Source organism: Nitrosopumilus sp. b2, assembly GCF_014078535.1.
In the GTDB taxonomy this organism is placed as follows: domain Archaea; phylum Thermoproteota; class Nitrososphaeria; order Nitrososphaerales; family Nitrosopumilaceae; genus Nitrosopumilus; species Nitrosopumilus piranensis.
The window spans coordinates 352,652-368,266 of sequence record NZ_MU078702.1; the positions used below are offsets into that span (position 1 = coordinate 352,652).

At 31.7% G+C, this 15,615-nt stretch carries 18 protein-coding genes and 1 tRNA gene; 10 read left to right on the plus strand and 9 right to left on the minus strand.

Features of this window, described 5'->3' with window-relative positions; all coding sequences use genetic code 11:
• Positions 1-54 precede the first annotated feature (54 nt).
• Both glnA and C6989_RS02080 read right to left on the minus strand, forming a co-directional pair.
• Positions 55-1,500, minus strand: a complete 1,446-nt coding sequence (glnA, locus tag C6989_RS02075) for a type I glutamate--ammonia ligase (protein WP_148702457.1) — start codon at positions 1,498-1,500, stop codon at positions 55-57.
• A 77-nt stretch (positions 1,501-1,577) separates the two neighbouring features.
• Positions 1,578-2,924 (minus strand): KamA family radical SAM protein, encoded by a 1,347-nt coding sequence (locus C6989_RS02080; protein ID WP_182126230.1) that lies wholly within the window; start codon positions 2,922-2,924, stop codon positions 1,578-1,580.
• Positions 2,925-3,072: 148 nt separating this feature from the next.
• On the opposite strand from C6989_RS02080, the gene C6989_RS02085 reads away from it, so the two are divergent.
• Genes C6989_RS02085 through C6989_RS02105 form a run of 5 tightly spaced genes read left to right on the plus strand, consistent with a single transcriptional unit; the run spans position 3,073 to position 8,337 of the window.
• A complete protein-coding gene (locus C6989_RS02085; protein WP_148702459.1) occupies positions 3,073-4,854 on the plus strand; it encodes a mechanosensitive ion channel family protein in 1,782 nt (593 codons plus the stop codon).
• A 42-nt stretch (positions 4,855-4,896) separates the two neighbouring features.
• Positions 4,897-5,772, plus strand: coding sequence for a ribose-phosphate diphosphokinase (locus tag C6989_RS02090; protein WP_182126231.1), 876 nt, complete (start codon positions 4,897-4,899; stop codon positions 5,770-5,772).
• Entirely contained in the window at positions 5,772-6,719 is a 948-nt protein-coding gene (locus C6989_RS02095; RefSeq protein WP_148702461.1) for a TRM11 family SAM-dependent methyltransferase, read from the plus strand. The genes C6989_RS02090 and C6989_RS02095 overlap by 1 nt, the downstream gene beginning before the upstream one ends.
• On the plus strand, positions 6,716-7,615 hold the full coding sequence (gene rnz / locus C6989_RS02100; RefSeq protein WP_148702462.1) for a ribonuclease Z: 900 nt from the start codon (positions 6,716-6,718) through the stop codon (positions 7,613-7,615). The genes C6989_RS02095 and rnz overlap by 4 nt, the downstream gene beginning before the upstream one ends.
• Positions 7,615-8,337 (plus strand): SIR2 family NAD-dependent protein deacylase, encoded by a 723-nt coding sequence (locus C6989_RS02105; RefSeq protein WP_182126582.1) that lies wholly within the window; start codon positions 7,615-7,617, stop codon positions 8,335-8,337. The genes rnz and C6989_RS02105 overlap by 1 nt, the downstream gene beginning before the upstream one ends.
• A gap of 1 nt (position 8,338) precedes the next feature.
• On the opposite strand, the gene C6989_RS02110 is transcribed toward C6989_RS02105, so the two are convergent.
• From C6989_RS02110 to C6989_RS02120, 3 genes are all read right to left on the minus strand, one after another.
• The gene (locus tag C6989_RS02110; RefSeq protein ID WP_182126232.1) at positions 8,339-9,067 is read right to left on the minus strand and encodes a hypothetical protein; all 729 of its coding nucleotides are present in this window, start codon (positions 9,065-9,067) and stop codon (positions 8,339-8,341) included.
• A gap of 79 nt (positions 9,068-9,146) precedes the next feature.
• Positions 9,147-9,545, minus strand: coding sequence for an RNA-binding domain-containing protein (locus C6989_RS02115; RefSeq protein WP_148702464.1), 399 nt, complete (start codon positions 9,543-9,545; stop codon positions 9,147-9,149).
• Entirely contained in the window at positions 9,542-10,090 is a 549-nt protein-coding gene (locus C6989_RS02120) for an AAA family ATPase (protein ID WP_182126233.1), read from the minus strand. Before C6989_RS02120 ends, C6989_RS02115 begins: the two co-directional genes overlap by 4 nt.
• Positions 10,091-10,161: 71 nt before the next feature.
• Between C6989_RS02120 and thpR the strand changes: the two genes are divergently transcribed.
• The 3 genes from thpR to C6989_RS02135 are packed head-to-tail and all read left to right on the plus strand — an operon-like array spanning position 10,162 to position 12,768.
• On the plus strand, positions 10,162-10,704 hold the full coding sequence (gene thpR, locus C6989_RS02125) for an RNA 2',3'-cyclic phosphodiesterase (RefSeq protein ID WP_182126234.1): 543 nt from the start codon (positions 10,162-10,164) through the stop codon (positions 10,702-10,704).
• Positions 10,701-12,032 carry a CCA tRNA nucleotidyltransferase gene (gene cca, locus C6989_RS02130; RefSeq protein WP_182126235.1) on the plus strand — a complete coding sequence of 444 codons (1,332 nt, stop codon included), beginning with the start codon at positions 10,701-10,703 and terminating at the stop codon, positions 12,030-12,032. Before thpR ends, cca begins: the two co-directional genes overlap by 4 nt.
• On the plus strand, positions 12,007-12,768 hold the full coding sequence (locus tag C6989_RS02135) for an RIO1 family regulatory kinase/ATPase domain-containing protein (RefSeq protein WP_148702468.1): 762 nt from the start codon (positions 12,007-12,009) through the stop codon (positions 12,766-12,768). Before cca ends, C6989_RS02135 begins: the two co-directional genes overlap by 26 nt.
• Here the strand turns inward: C6989_RS02135 and C6989_RS02140 are convergent.
• A tRNA-Pro gene (locus C6989_RS02140) sits at positions 12,769-12,842 on the minus strand. It abuts the gene before it with no gap.
• 56 nt (positions 12,843-12,898) lie between these two features.
• Between C6989_RS02140 and C6989_RS02145 the strand changes: the two genes are divergently transcribed.
• Positions 12,899-13,108 carry a hypothetical protein gene (locus C6989_RS02145; RefSeq protein WP_148702469.1) on the plus strand — a complete coding sequence of 70 codons (210 nt, stop codon included), beginning with the start codon at positions 12,899-12,901 and terminating at the stop codon, positions 13,106-13,108.
• Here the strand turns inward: C6989_RS02145 and C6989_RS02150 are convergent, their stop codons facing one another.
• Both C6989_RS02150 and C6989_RS02155 read right to left on the minus strand, forming a co-directional pair.
• Positions 13,109-14,257 carry an NAD(P)/FAD-dependent oxidoreductase gene (locus tag C6989_RS02150; RefSeq protein ID WP_182126236.1) on the minus strand — a complete coding sequence of 383 codons (1,149 nt, stop codon included), beginning with the start codon at positions 14,255-14,257 and terminating at the stop codon, positions 13,109-13,111.
• A gap of 1 nt (position 14,258) precedes the next feature.
• Positions 14,259-14,999, minus strand: a complete 741-nt coding sequence (locus C6989_RS02155) for an SDR family oxidoreductase (RefSeq protein ID WP_148702471.1) — start codon at positions 14,997-14,999, stop codon at positions 14,259-14,261.
• A gap of 102 nt (positions 15,000-15,101) precedes the next feature.
• Between C6989_RS02155 and C6989_RS02160 the strand changes: the two genes are divergently transcribed.
• Positions 15,102-15,323 carry an AN1-type zinc finger domain-containing protein gene (locus tag C6989_RS02160; protein ID WP_148702472.1) on the plus strand — a complete coding sequence of 74 codons (222 nt, stop codon included), beginning with the start codon at positions 15,102-15,104 and terminating at the stop codon, positions 15,321-15,323.
• Here the strand turns inward: C6989_RS02160 and C6989_RS02165 are convergent, their stop codons facing one another.
• Positions 15,324-15,608: a hypothetical protein gene (locus C6989_RS02165; RefSeq protein WP_148702473.1), complete on the minus strand. Its 285-nt coding sequence runs from the start codon at positions 15,606-15,608 to the stop codon at positions 15,324-15,326.
• Positions 15,609-15,615: the final 7 nt, after the last annotated feature.

Genomic DNA, 15,615 nt, shown 5'->3' on the forward strand with positions numbered 1-15,615 from the left:
TTATATCATATTTCTTAAAATGAATTTTAATCATAAATTCGATATTTGTACCAATCAGGCATCAGCATACATTGAAACTTCCCATGCAGTAGGAGTTTGGGCAAACGCAACATATTCTTTGTATTTTAATTCAGAATAGACATCAAGAAAATCTTTTGTGAAAACATCTTCAAGGAATTTTGAATCAGATGACAAAGAATCAAGAGCTCCCTTTAATGAGACAGGTAATGAACCAATTTTGTATTCTCTTTTCTTTTCTGGAGAGAGTTTGTAGACATTTTCTTCAATTGGATCACCAGGATCAATTTTATTTTTAATTCCATCTAAGCCTGCAAGCAATAATGCAGCTTCTAGAAGATAGATGTTTGCAGTAGGATCAGGAACTCTGTATTCAAGCCTCTTACTTTTTTCTTGGTTTCGATTATACATTGGAACCCTTATTGCAGCTGATCTATTACCCAATCCCCAACAAACATTGACTGGTGCCTCAAATCCAGGAACTAGACGTTTGTATGAATTTGTTGTAGGATTTGAAATTGCACATAATGCTGATGCATGACTCAAAATTCCTCCAATGTAATATCTTCCAGTCTGACTCATTTGTGCTTGTTCATCATCTTTATCATACATTACATTTGATTTGCCATTCCACAAGCTTTGGTGAGTATGCATAGCTGATGCATTATCACCAAAAATTGGTTTTGGCATAAATGTTGCAACCTTATTTTTTCGTTTAGCTTTTACTTTAACTAAATTTTTCACTCCAATCACATGATCAGCCATCTGAATCATTTCATCATATTCAAGATTAATTTCACATTGACCAGAAGTTGCAACTTCATGATGTTCAGCCTCTATCCTAATTCCAAAATAGTTATACAAATCATCACATACATCTTTTCTAAATCCCTCAAGAGTATCCTTAGGTTGAGATGGATAGTATCCTTCTTTGATATCTATAGCAGTACTTACATTTCCTTTAGCCCATGGAGATTCTTTAGATTCAATAGAATAACCAGAGCCTCCATACGAATGTGTTGCAGCATATGGAGATGGGTAAACATTGATAGTATCGAATACAAAAAATTCTATTTCTGGACCCCAATTTGTATGGGTAAATCCAAACTCTTTGAGTTTCTTTGATGCCTTGTATGCAATACCTCTTGAATCCCTATTGTATCTTGAGCTTTCATCTGTACTTCCATCATACAAATCACAAAATATTCTAGCATTTTTTCTATTTCCAGGATCATAATCAGATGGAAGAATTTTAAATGAAGTGGGATCAGGCATTAAAATCATATCAGAATTATTTACAGATTTGAATCCAACAATTGAGCTTGCATCTAATTTTTCAAGACCGTTTACAAAGCTATTTTTATCAATTGCATAGCTCGGCATTCCAACATTATGCAGTTCACCAAAAATATCAACAAACCAAAAATCAATAAATGAAATTTTTTCATCTTTGATAGTTTGTAATACTTGATCTGCGTTCAACGATATTTTTAGAAAATCAATTTACTAATGTTATCAAGTAAGATAGATTTGTCAAGATGGTCAGGTAAATTATAAAATTAACTGCTTTTTGATGCTTTGATGGCATTTAATTCATCTTCAAAGAAGAATTTTTCACCAAATGCAGGTTTTAGATCATCTAACCAAATTGCATTTTCATCATATTTTGCAAAAAATGACTCTTTAACCCAATCTGGGTTTCGTCCTTGTAAAAATCTCAAAACCAGTAATTTTTGACCATTAAATTCCGTAGTTCCAACAACTTGAACTTTTCCAGGAGTTGCTGACATGCTAGGTCCACGAACAGTTCTTCCTAGTCCACTAACAGAAGAATATGCTTGACTGAAAATTTCATATGCTCTAACAAGTGGAACTCCAAAGTAATGTTGAGCTCCTGTATCTCTTACTACAAACATGTAGTATGGTATACAGCCTAACTGAACTTGTTTAGTCCACATTTTTGCCCACATTTTTGCATCATCATTGATATGAGCTAAAAGTGGAGATTGTGTTCTGATCTGAGCGCCTGTGTCTCTTACCGCTTTAATTGCAGATTTTACAGCATCAGTTGATAGTTCGTTTAGATGATTAAAGTGTGCCATAAATGCAAGATGTAATCCACTATCAGTAATCTTTCTAAAAACATCTAACATTTCTTCAGAATCAGAATCAGTCAAGAATTTGTAAGGCCAATAAGAAAGAGCTTTTGTTCCAATTCTAATTGTTTTAAGATTTGGTAGTTTTGATTCGATTAAAGCATCCACATATTTTGAAAACATCTTTGCTTTCATAATCATTGGATCACCACCAGTAAAGAGAACATCTGAAATCTCTGGATGCTCTGAAACATATTGAACAAGTTGCTCTCCTTCTTGCATAGCAAATTTCATTTCATCCATACCAACAAATTGTGGCCATCTAAAACAAAAACTACAGTACGCATGACAAGTTTGACTTTGACTTGGGAAGAACAAACAAGTTTCTTTGTATTTATGTTGCATACCATACAACTTTGTTCCATCTTTTAGAGTTGGAACATTTAGTTCCATTTGTCCTGCAGGATGAGGATTAAGTTGTAAACGAATTTCGTTAGCGATATTTGCAATTTCTTTTTTATCAGAATTATTTTTTAATGCATTTTCCATTTTTGAATAATGTTCAGGTTTTAGCATACCTTTTTGAGGAAATGTTAGTACATACATTGGATCAGTGGGAACATTATCCCAATCAATTAATTGCTCAACAACATAGTTGTTTGCCTTAAATGGTAAAACATTTCCTACTACTTCCATTTCAAATCGAGTTTCTTCAGAAAGTTTTTCAATTTGTGGGAGAGTACGAAAATTAGATAGTGTGTATGATTTTAGCGAGGGCGATTCATCCCAAACAGATTCTTGATAGGTCACTTAGTAAGTAATACACATTCCATTGTTAAAGGTTACACGTCAATTACGCACAAAATTTTCAAATTTGGTGAAAAATCAATCAAATTTTTATCAAAAATGATAATATGGGTTAAACTTTCTATTCTACGAATAGGAGATTAAGAGATACATGGCTGAAGAGATTATTGATGCAGTTGCAGGGCAAACTAATGAATTTCAGAGTGTAACTGAATTAATTGCGTCTTCTGAGGCTCTTCAAGCAGCATTTTTTGTGTTAATTGTTGGAATTATAGCAATTGTTTCAGTTTATCGCGTTTTTTCAAAATGGGTAAGATCTCAAAAATTTTACTATGTCAGACCACATCTTTCTAGATTTATTCAAGTAGGAGTATTACCATTTTTTGCTATAATTCTAATTACAACTATGAATTTCTATATACAGTCTTTTGATATTTTTGAAGAAGCAAAGATAGAGTTAGAAGAGGTTATCCAAGATGCAGAAGAATCAATAGAAAGTATTGATAGATTAAGTCCTGCAGAGACATTTGCGAAAATACTTAACAGCATTAACATTTTGGTAATAGGCTATTCAATAGCTCATCTGATTCCAATAGCACTTAACAAACGACAAAAATCAACTGAAGAAAAAGAAGATTTTGAAGCATGGAAAGAGATGAGAGGATTCAAAGATGATGATGGAGATTTATTTCATAAACTTTTCAGATGGGTTCCACCTGTAAATACTCCTGAAGATATTTCTGAAGAAGATTTTAAAAAACACTTAGAAACTGATGAGGGGAGAAAATTTCTTGAAGAGTTTAGGACAACTAAAGGATTGCCTATTGGGAGTTATGAAGAACTTGTAAAAAATCCATTTGAAGAATGGAAAGAAGCTGAAAGAAAAAAATATCAAGATTACTTTAAGAAATGCGTTTCAGGACATAATCAATCAGGGAAAAAACTAAAAACTGGACAAGAAGATGAAGAAATTTATCCTATAGACACATGGAGAGAAGAAAAAAGACTAAACGGATATGATCCAATTATTCCAGGTGGAAGACCTCCTGGATATGCAACAAGAAAGAGAAAAAATCTTCCAAAATCAATTTCACAGATTTTACCTCTAGGGATTTTTGTTGCCGTAATTGTTGGCATTATTAGTTGGTGGGGAGTAGATCTTATTGTACTTGCTACTGCCACAGGAGGACTAGCAATTGGAATTGGTTTAGCATTGCAAGAAACAATGCAGAACTATTTTGCATATATTTTGATTCGCAAAGATAAGATATTTTCTGAAGGAGAGAGAATATTGTTAGATACAGGATATAATGGGTATGTCCACAAAATTACGCCTAGAGTAACCTATATCAGAAATGCACTAAACGAATCTTTTGCAGTAATTCCCACAAGACAATTAGTAAATTCTCAGATTATCAACTATTCAAAAGAGATCAAGATGGTACCTGCAATAGTAGAAGTAGGTGTTTCATATCTTAATGATCCTAAACAAGTTGCAGCAATTCTTGTTAAAGTTGGAAAGCGCGGGATGAAAGAGATAGTAGATGATAAACAAAGACACCTCGTTGTACAATTAAGATGTCCATATCTCGATGAAAACAAACCAAGTTGTGGATGTGATAAGGATATTCATGTAGATATAGCTCAGCCAGTTGTAAGATTTAATCAATTCAATGATTCATCATTAGATTTTTCATTATGGCTTTATGTAAGAGATTATGGGGCTCAATTCAAGGCTAAAACTGAAATGAGAATGATCATGTATGAAGAATTCAAAAAATATGATATTAGAATTCCATGGCCAATTAGAACTGTATATCAAGGAGATGAAAAACGTGAACAAGAGGAAATTGATAGGCTTACAGAACAAAGAAAGGGAGTTATTGATGAATATGGTGTTGGTGATATTGGTCGCGGCAGTGGAGAAGACTAATCTTCTCAAAACTTAAGAATCCCTACAGATCACAATTTCTTGTTGACAAAATTATCAGTAATATGTGGAAAAGCATCAGAAGATTTGGGGGAAAAATTAGCAAAAAAAGTAAATGCAAATCTAGTGAAATCAGACGTAAGAGTTTTTCCTGATGGAGAGAGCAAGATCACATTGAAAGGAAACATATCAAAAATAAAATCAGTTGTAGTACAATCATTTTATCCACCCGTTGATACCAATCTAATTCAAGCATTATCAATGATTTCAAAAGTTAAAGAAACATCATCTGAAGTGATTGCTGTGATTCCATATATGGGATATGCAAGACAAGATAGAGAATTTTTGCCAGGTGAAGTAATCACAATGAAGGTTTTAGCAAAATTATTCAAAGGTGCAGGAGCATCAAAAATTATTGCAGTAGACATTCACAGTCTAATTGGGCTTAAACATTTTACGATAAAAACAAAAAATATCTCAGCAATTCCAGATTTAGCCATATATTTTAAGAAATTGAGCCTAAAAAATCCATTAATTGTTTCGCCTGATCAAGGTGGAAAAGAGAGAGCAAAAGAATTTGCAAAACAGATGGAAATAGACTACATTGCTCTAGATAAAAAGAGAGATAGAAAAACAGGAAAAGTAGAGATTAAAACTAAAAAGGTAGATGTAGTTGGAAGAGATCTAATTTTAGTTGATGACATGATAAGTACAGGTGGCAGTATAATTAATGCAACAAAATTTCTGAAAAAAGAAAAGTGTGGCAGAGTATTTGTTGCATGTACTCATGCTCTTTTAATGAATGATGCTGGAAAAAAAATAAAAAAATCAGGAGTCACTAAGATTGTAAGTACAAATACAATTCCTGGAAAAACATCAATAGTTGATGTATCAAATACAATTGCAAAGGCAATAGTATAATGCCAGAAAGTTTTTTTGTATTATCTAAAGATCAATTAGAAATTGCAATAGATGAAATTATTGCAATAGCTAAAACTTTTGATAGATTTTCTAAAGTTAAAGTTATTTCTAATTTAGTAGTAATTCAATCAAAAACTAACTGGTATGAAATTTCAAAACGAGCATCATTTGTTAAAGTATCAGGGCAAATATTACGAAAAATGTCAGGACTATTCTTAGATGAAGAAAATTTTGAAATATTAAAAAATGCCAAAACTTTTGTTTGTAGAATTATTAACCTGTCTTCAAATCAGTTCAATATTCCAGAATTAGAGAATTCTATGGGAGATATGATATCAAAATTCTCTAACGCTAAAGTCAAACTTGAAAATCCAGATATTACAGTATACCTAATTTTTACTAAAAAAGAGAACTTTTTTGGATTCTCAAAAAGATTCAAAGAAAAAAAGAGGCCAAGAAAAGCAATAACTCAACCACATGAATTAGACTGGAAATTGACAAGGGCAATGATTAATCTAATTGGGTTAAAAGAAGGAGAAACTGTATGTGATCCGTTTTGTGGAACAGGTACAACGCTTTTAGAAGCAGAATCGATGGGAATTCATGCAATTGGATTAGATTTTGATAAGAAGATGGTAGAAATTACTAAAAAAAATCTTAAAGAAAATGGATACAAATCACAAGTAATTCATTCAGATTTTCAAGAAATCAAGAACATATCTGAAAAATTTGATGGTGTTGTTACTGATTTTCCATACGGAAAAACATCAAAAACATCAGAAAAACCTGAAGAAATTATAAAGAAATTTGTGGCTATAATGCCAAAAAGAAAGAAGATGGCTATTATGTACAAAAAAGAATTTGGAGACAATCTGAAACTAAGAGGATTAAAAAAATATCAGATCTATAGGCATAAAAGCTTGACAAGGACAATTTTGATTAAATGAAACTTGTATTTCTGGGAACATCAGCTGCTCAACCCACGGAAAATAGAGGTTTGTCATGTATTTGTCTTGAAAGAGAAGGAGAGATTCTTATGTTTGATGCCGGTGAAGCTGCACAAATTTCCTATATGAAATCAGGATTAGGATGGAATAAAAAAATGAAAATTTTTGTAACACATCTTCATGGAGATCATTGTGTAGGAATTCTAGGGTTATTACAAACAATGTCTATGCAAAATAGAACTGAAACATTAGAAATTTTTGGACCAAGTGGAATCGAAGAATTCATTGCTGCAAATATCAAAGTATTAAATTTTGGATTATCATTTCCAGTTTTAATAAATACAATAAAAGATGAAAAAATTTTTGAAAATGAGAAATTTTCAATACGAGCATGTAAAGCAAATCATTCAATTGTTGCATACTCATATTTATTTGAAGAAAAAGACAAACCAGGAAGGTTTAATGTTAAAAAAGCTAAGGAATTAGGCATACCTGAAGGAGATTTATGGAATAAATTACAAAATGGAAAGGAGATCATAATTAATGAAAAGACAATAAAGCCAGAACAAGTTTTAGGTGAAAAACGTCGTGGTAAAAAAATAGGCATTTCAGGAGATACAATGCCTACACAAGAATTAGAAAAATTTTTTGAAGAGTGTGATTATCTTGTTTTTGATTCTACATTTCTTGATACAGAAAAACAGAAAGCTCAGGACACATGTCATTCAACTGCAAAACAGGCAGCAACATTAGGAAAGAATGCAAACGTGAGGAATCTTATTCTCACACATTTTTCTGCCAGATACAAAGATGAGGTTGAACATTTGAATGAAGCAAAAGAAATTCATAATTCTGTTATAACTGCTAGAGATCTTCTAGAAATTGAAATTAAATGATGTTTGATTCAATAAAAGACCAAATTAGAGATGTAAAGAAAATTGTTTTTGTTACCGGTGCAGGAATTTCACAAGAAAGTGGAATTCCAACATTTAGGGGCAAGGATGGGTTATGGAGAAATTATAATGCTATGAAATTAGCCACGATTAATGCATTTTATGATAATCCAAAACTAGTTTGGGAGTGGTATAATGAAAGAAGAAAGAATATTTTTTCAGCACATCCAAATGAAGGCCATAAAGCAATAGCAGACCTAGAAAAATATGTTGATGTTGTAATTTTAACACAAAATATTGATGGACTGCATCAAAAGGCTGGAAGTACTCAAGTACTAGAGTTACATGGCAGTATTATAAAAATAAAGTGTACTGTTTGTGATTTCAAGGATGAGATAATGACTGATTTTTCTGATAGTCCTCCATTATGCAAGTGTGGAAATATTCTCAGGCCAGATGTTGTTTGGTTTGGAGAATCCCTGCCACAAGATGTTTGGCAAGAAGCAATAATTCATGCGAATCAATGTGACTTGATGGTAATTGCCGGCACATCACTTGTAGTGTCTCCTGCAAATACACTGCCAATATATGCAAAACAAAATAATGCATTGTTAATAGAAGTTAATCCAGAAGATACTGAAATGTCATTGGAGATGGATCTTGCTATAAGAAATACTAGTGCAAATACATTACCAAAACTAATCTCATTGTTTAGAGAAAATTAGGTTAGGATTGTGAAAATATTCCATTAATTTGTAAATCAGAAGAATCACCAGGATTAAACACGGATGATGTAACAGTACCATACTCTTCATGTTCTACTATCATATCTACATAATATGGAATACTCGAAATATCATGTACAATTGTTTCAAAATAGGAAGTGAAAAATGTTCCAGAAAAAATCTCTTTTTCGTTAGTTCTAATAACTACATCAACATTTTGTGTTTTTCCACTTGAATCAGAATATTGAAGAAGAATTTGATCATTTGATTGCTGTGTTGTGGATAACGATAATGTTTCATAAATTAATGGAAATTGATTTTGTGTGATTTTATTTTCTGATTGATAAGATGACTCTAATGTAGATTTTGTTGCAGTATTGTCTGAAAAAATATTTTTAATAGATTCAAGAGGATTTAGATTAGAAATTTTTTCACTAAGGATTTTTTGGGAAGATTCTCTAGTTTCGGAAATTTCATCACTGATTTTTTCTCCAGCTTCACTAATTTCTTCAGATACAACATTGTTTGTGTTATCAACAATTTTATCAACTGATTCATCAATTCTCTTTTCTACGGAATCAGAAGCTTTGGCACCAAAATTTGATACATCATCCTTTAGAGAATTAACTACTGTAGCAGATGTAGATGGGAATAATGTATCAATTTCATTTGAGAAGATCATCCCTCCAAGAACAACTATCCCTATGATTATGCCTAATTTTATGAACATTTTCTAATAATTCAAAAAAACAGATTTTAGATTCATACTAAAAAAAATAGTCAAAAATGATTGAATTTTCTTAGCTAATTTATTCTCCATACACAAACCAATCAATAATTTCATCAATTTTTGGAGAAGAAAGAATTACTTTAATTGGCCCTAATGGAGATTCTTCGGCTTCATCACAAATAACAATTTTTTCAACAAAAGCGGCTTGCTTGTTTAGATAAAACCAAGTTGAATCATTGTATAGATTTTTTTGAAGATTTCTTCGATAGGTTTTTTGAGATTGCTTTGAATGAACTGCTTCGTGGATTTTTTCTAAAGAATTGAGATCTTTGGATTCTGCTGAAATTGAAAAATTTTCAATTTTAATTGTAGAATATGGAAATATGTTTGATATTGATTTTTTTGTTTTTTCTGGATCTTCTGAAGGATTTATTGAACAAAACATCTCAATTTTACAATTGATTTTTGGAATTTTCATTCCGTCCAACTTTGGATAATTTGATATGCTGACTCTATTAATTCATCTTTTGTTAAACCAATGTTTGATATTGCATAATCAGATAATGCAATTGAATTACTAATTCCAACACCTAATTCACGGTTATCCCTTTCTTCAAAATGTTTCTTGGTTTGAGGATCATCTGATCTTCCTCTTTTTTGTAAAAAGTCAAATCTAGTATCAGTTGATGCATGAATAGCTAATAATTTTACATTCCCAAATTTTTTAAGAACTTCAATTTCATCATTTGAACGAACACCATCAATTAGAATTACGTTAGAAGTTGATGATTCAATTTGGGGTTTTACTAGTTCAGCTACTGCACCAGGTCCATTTTTATCTCTAAGATCAAGCATTAACTTTCCAAGATTGGATCTTGAAGGTTCCAAATTTCTTTTCTTGGCCTCCTCACGTACAGCATTTCCCATATTGATAATATCATATCCTCTTGGTTTGAGTCCCTCAGCAATTGTGGATTTGCCAGCACCAGGCATGCCAGTCAAGCATACAATTAATTTTGTCATGTATATCAAAAAGTAAACTCGTCTATGAAGCTACCGGAAATTATTATAAAGATACATCAAAGAATGTTGTAATGCGAACTTTTGTAGCAGTTGAGATTTCAAATAGTGATGTAATAAATTCTGTAAAAAAATTTCAGAACAATCTAAAAATTAATGCAAAACCAATTGTCCCAGAACAATTACATTTTACATTACAATTTTTAGGCGATATATCTGAAGATGTAAAAGAAAAGGTTAGTGAAGCTATTCAAGCAATAAAATTTTCTGAATTTAGTATAAACTTGAGGGGTATAGGGGCATTTCCCAGGCCTAATTTTCCACGAGTGATTTGGATTGGAACTGATGAACAAGGTGGGAAAAATCTAGTAGAATTAGCAAAAAAGGTGGAAAATGCATTAAAACCACTAGGACTGATTTCTGACAAGCCATTCAAACCACATATTACAATATTTAGGATTAAAAAGAAGATTGGAGACATAACAAAAGAATTGAATGAACAAAAAAATATGGATTTTGGAATACAGAAAATTTCCAGCATTAAATTGAAAAAAAGTGAACTTACAACTAGTGGGCCAATTTATTCTGATATAATGGAGGTAATTGCTAAAAAATGAAGAAAGTTATTTCCAGTGTGATGAAAAGTGTTATTCCAACAAAGGCAACAGAAAAATCAAAAAAACAAATTGCAGAATTAGCATTACAACTAGTCAAAAAAGAGACTGAAAAGTTTTCTGAAATTATTGATTTGGAGTTTGGAGGATCATTTGCAAAAGGTACATGGCTATCAAAAGATGCAGACGTAGATATTTTTGTGAGATTCAAAAAATCAACATCAGAAGAGAAATTTGAAAAAATTTCTAAAAAAATTGGTTTTGACTCATTAAAAAAATATTCTCCATATGTAAGGTACTCTGAACACCCATATGTTGAGGCTAAAATAAAAGATACCAAGATAAATGTAGTTCCATTTTATGATGTAAAAATTGGAGAATGGAAAAGTGCCGCAGACAGATCAACATTTCATACAAAATTCATGTCAAAATCATTAACACCAAAAATGCAAAATGAAGTTAGAATTTTGAAAGCATTTCTAAAATCAAATGGAATTTATGGTGCAGAAATTGCAAAACAAGGATTCAGTGGATATGTTTCAGAAGTTTTAGTTTTACACTTTGGAAGTTTTGAAAATATTATAAAATCAATTTCTAAAATTGAAGAAAATCAGGTTATTGGAAAAACTACAAAGAAATTTGATACATCTTTAACAATAATAGATCCAGTAGATAGTAATAGGAATTTAGCTGCAGCAATTTCTAATGAAAATATTGGAAAATTCATTCTTGTTTGCAGGGCCTTTAAAGAAAATCCAAATTTGAGATTTTTTAAGGAAAAAAGTCCAAAGATTTCAAAGAAGTATTGGGAAAATTTGTTATCAATAAAATTTAGTTTTAAAGTTAGGAGTCCAGATATAATTTGGGGACAGATCAAAAGAGCTACTTCATCATTGAGTACACAATTAGAAATAGCTGGTTTTACAGTATTAAGAAGTAGAGCCTATACAGATCAACAAAAAGATGCTTACCTCTTTTTCTTTTTAGGAACAACAAAGATTCCTGATGTTTATGCAAAAACTGGGCCGGAGGTTTTTAGAGAAGGTAGTTCCAAGAGTTTTATTTCTAAAAATCTCTCAACTGCGGAATTAATCTGGGTTGGAAATAATAAAAAAATTATTTCTTTAGAGAAGAGAAAACATGTTGATGCCGTTAAATTCATGACTGAATTCTTGAGAAATAACCTTCAAACAGGCATACCAAAAGGTCTGCAAACAGACTTTAAACGAGGTTTTAAAATTTCAGTTGGAGAAAAGGGATTAAGCAAATCAATTAAAGAGGTCGCAAGTGAGTTGATCTCAACAGATGGCACACTCCTTCATTTCAATTAAGAAATTTACTGATGAGCCATACTCAAAAATTCTCGGATATCCCAAAGCAACACGACGCCAGATAAAATCTCGAATAAATGAATTAGAAAAATTAAGGATTAAATCAATTTCATTAACTGGTCCCATGACACTTGGAAAATTAAATATTCTTGGAAAAGGATATGTGGGCGTAGTTGTTCTTGCAAAAAAAGGTAGTAAAGAAGTTGCATTAAAAATTAGAAGAACCGATTCGCAAAGAAAAGAAATGAGAAGTGAAGCTGATTTGCTAAAGATAGTAAATTCAGTAAAAGTAGGTCCAAAGATGCTTGATGTGAGCAAAAATTTTTTGATAATGGAGTACATTGACGGGATAAAAATTATCGATTGGATAAATTCATTAAAAGGAATAGGCAGTGCAAAAAAATTAAAAACTGTAATAAGAAAAATTCTTGAAGATTGTTACAACTTGGATCAAATAGGTTTTGATCATGGTGAATTAAGTAATATCTCAAAACATATTATTGTTGGAAAAACTAAATCTACCCTAATAGATTTTGAAAGTTCTAGTGTTAAGAGAAGGCCATCAAACGTTACATCAATTACTCAGGCAATTTTTATTGGTTCAGGAATTGCAAAAAAAGTACAAAAAATTTACAAAAATCCACCTAAAGAAAAAATTATTGGGGCTCTAAAGCAATACAAGCAACAAAAATCTCTCGAAAATTTTGAAAATCTCTCGAAAATTTTGAAATTGTAATGGGACCGGCAGGATTTGAACCTGCGACCACTAGTCCCCCAGACTAGTATCATACCAAGCTAGACGACGATCCCTTGTTTCAGAGGCACAAAATGAAATTATTAAATCGTCGTATTAACAAACAAAAGTTATGAAGATTTGTAATATTTGCCACAAAATTTCTGCAACTGGACAAGATCATACAGATTGCATTCAGAAAAGAAGTATAGAGTTAGAAGCTGAAGATTTCAAAAACAGTATTCCTGAAAAACTAAATCTTTCTAAAAACGATCAAGATTTGGGTGTGGAAGTTAGGGCTGTTTTAGAGCACCTAACAAGAGAAAAAGATAATTCTGATTGATTAAAACCACTTTGATAATCTTTCTTTTTCAAATTCATGTTTGTTTGAAAGATTTTCAGAAGTTTGTTCAGAAATACTAGTAGAGGGTTCTGGATGTGAAAACATGTCAACTTCAATGATTGAAGCTGTATCTCGACCTGATTCAATAAAACAGCCTCCTTTTCCATCAAATAATTCACATTCTTCTTTTGATTGAAGTTTTGACAAAATGTTTTTTGCAACAACAATACCTTCGCCTTCAGCAAAAATGCCTGCTTTTGGTACTGCCTTATTTTCTGTAACTACTAAACTGGTAACATCACCAATTGCAAACACATTTTCAAAAGGAGTTTTGCAGTCTCTATCTATCGGAATAAATCCGGGTTCTTTAGCTAGTCCCGAATCATAAATTATTTTTGGAGCAATGTGTGGTGGAATAGCTACAAGTAAATCAAAATCAGCTTCAGCATTTTCAAAAATTAATTTGTTTGGCTCAACAGATTTTATTTTAGATGAATTATGAAAAACAATTTTTTCAGAGTTTACTAATTCGAGAATTTCTTTACTAACTTCTGGACCAGCTGCAGGTAAAGTAATTGGGGCAGGACTGTAAAAGTCAATTTGAATGGAATCACGCACACCACGTTTTCTAAGCATAGAATCTATCAACAAACTAGCCTCAAATGGTGCTGGAGGGCATTTGTATGGCATTCCCATTATAGAGATCGCAATTTTTCCAGATTCAATATTTTCAAGTTTGTTATGAATATCTGAAAGCTGGTTGTGATCATACAAATTAAATCCATTTTCAACTAATCCAGGAATTTTTTGTGGAGCTAAAACTGCACCTAATGAAATTACAAGAAAATCATATGAGACATCTTTTTGTTTGGTTTTAACATTTTTGTTTTGAAGATCAATTGACAAGATTTCATCTTGTATGAAATTGATTTCCTTTTTTTCTAATTCATGTAAATTGCCAATAGAGTTTTCAAATGTTCTTGTGCCATTAATTATCCACAATTTTGCAAATCCTACCATAAACCAATCTTTTTTGTCAATAATGGTGATTTTCACCTGGGAGGAGGGTAAGGAATTTCTTAGTTCATTGGCAGTTGAAAGTCCACCAAAGCCTCCACCTAAAATGACAATGTGCGGAATGTCTGTCAAATCAACGTTCTTGAGTTGTAGGCCTTATCAAAATTTCATTAACATTAACGTAAGATGGAGAATCTACTGCAAACAAAATTGCATTTGCTATATCTACAGCTTGTAATGCTTCCATCTTTTTTGTATTTTCAACAAATCCCTTCAATGATTCATCAGTAATTGTGTTGTTAAGTTCTGTATCTACAACTCCTGGTTCAATACTTGTTACTCTAATGTTTGAGCGAACACTGAATTCTTGTCTTAATCCTTCGCTAAATGCAGCAACTGCATGTTTTGTTGCACAGTAAACACTACCAGCTGGAAATACAATTCTTCCTGCTACAGATGAGAGATTAACAATATGGCCTGATTTTTTTTCTTTCATGTGAGTAATTACAGCTGCAGTAGAATACAATACACCTTTAATATTCACATCAACCATTTGATCCCATTCGTCTACCTTTAGGTTTTTGAAGAAACTCAATGGCATTAGTCCTGCGTTATTTACTAGAATATCAATAGAGTTCCATTTCTCTAATACTGCTTTTGCAAAATTATCACATTCTGATTTTTTTGTAACATCTAATTTTTGGTAAAATACTTCTCCTCCATTTTCAGTTATTGTTTTTGCAAGTTCTTCTAGTTTGTCTACTCTTCTGGCACCAATTGCCACTTTAGCACCTGCTTTTGATAATGCTAAAGCAGTTGCAAATCCAATACCACTACTAGCTCCAGTAATTATTGCTACCTTATCTTTAATCAATTAATTGTATTGATTTTTGACATTGTAAAAATGTTTAGACATGTAAAATGGTTCCTGTAAAATACTGGCAACATTATTAAAAGAAAAATCGTGAATTAAATTATGAAGTCAGAAAAATGTGCATATTGTGGAGATTTAACAGATTTGCCATTTCAATGCAATTATTGTAAGGATCCGTTTTGTTCTGAACACAGACTTCCTGAAGAACACAGATGTGTTAAACTAAGTCAAATTAGAGCAAAACGATTTGGTGAAAAAAAAGTTATCAGAGATGGTGGAAGAAATAAGCCAAATATTTTTAGAAGAATTTTTGGTCGTTTTTAATTAGTATGGGCTTTTTTCAGGAGATATCTTTGCACGTCTTCCTTGATAAATCAGTGCAATAGCAAGTGCAAACATCACCAATGCAGTTAATGGGAAATTTTGAGGCGCTGGTAAAATAAACCAGTAATAGACTCCAAAACCAATTGACACAGCAGCTTGAGTCCATAATTTTATCCATTTAGGAGCTTTTACTACTCTACTAATTCCTTCAACAATGAAAATTCCAATTACTGGATAAATTGTATAAAATAGAAAATCAATTACATCAACACCTGTATGAGACATATAATTA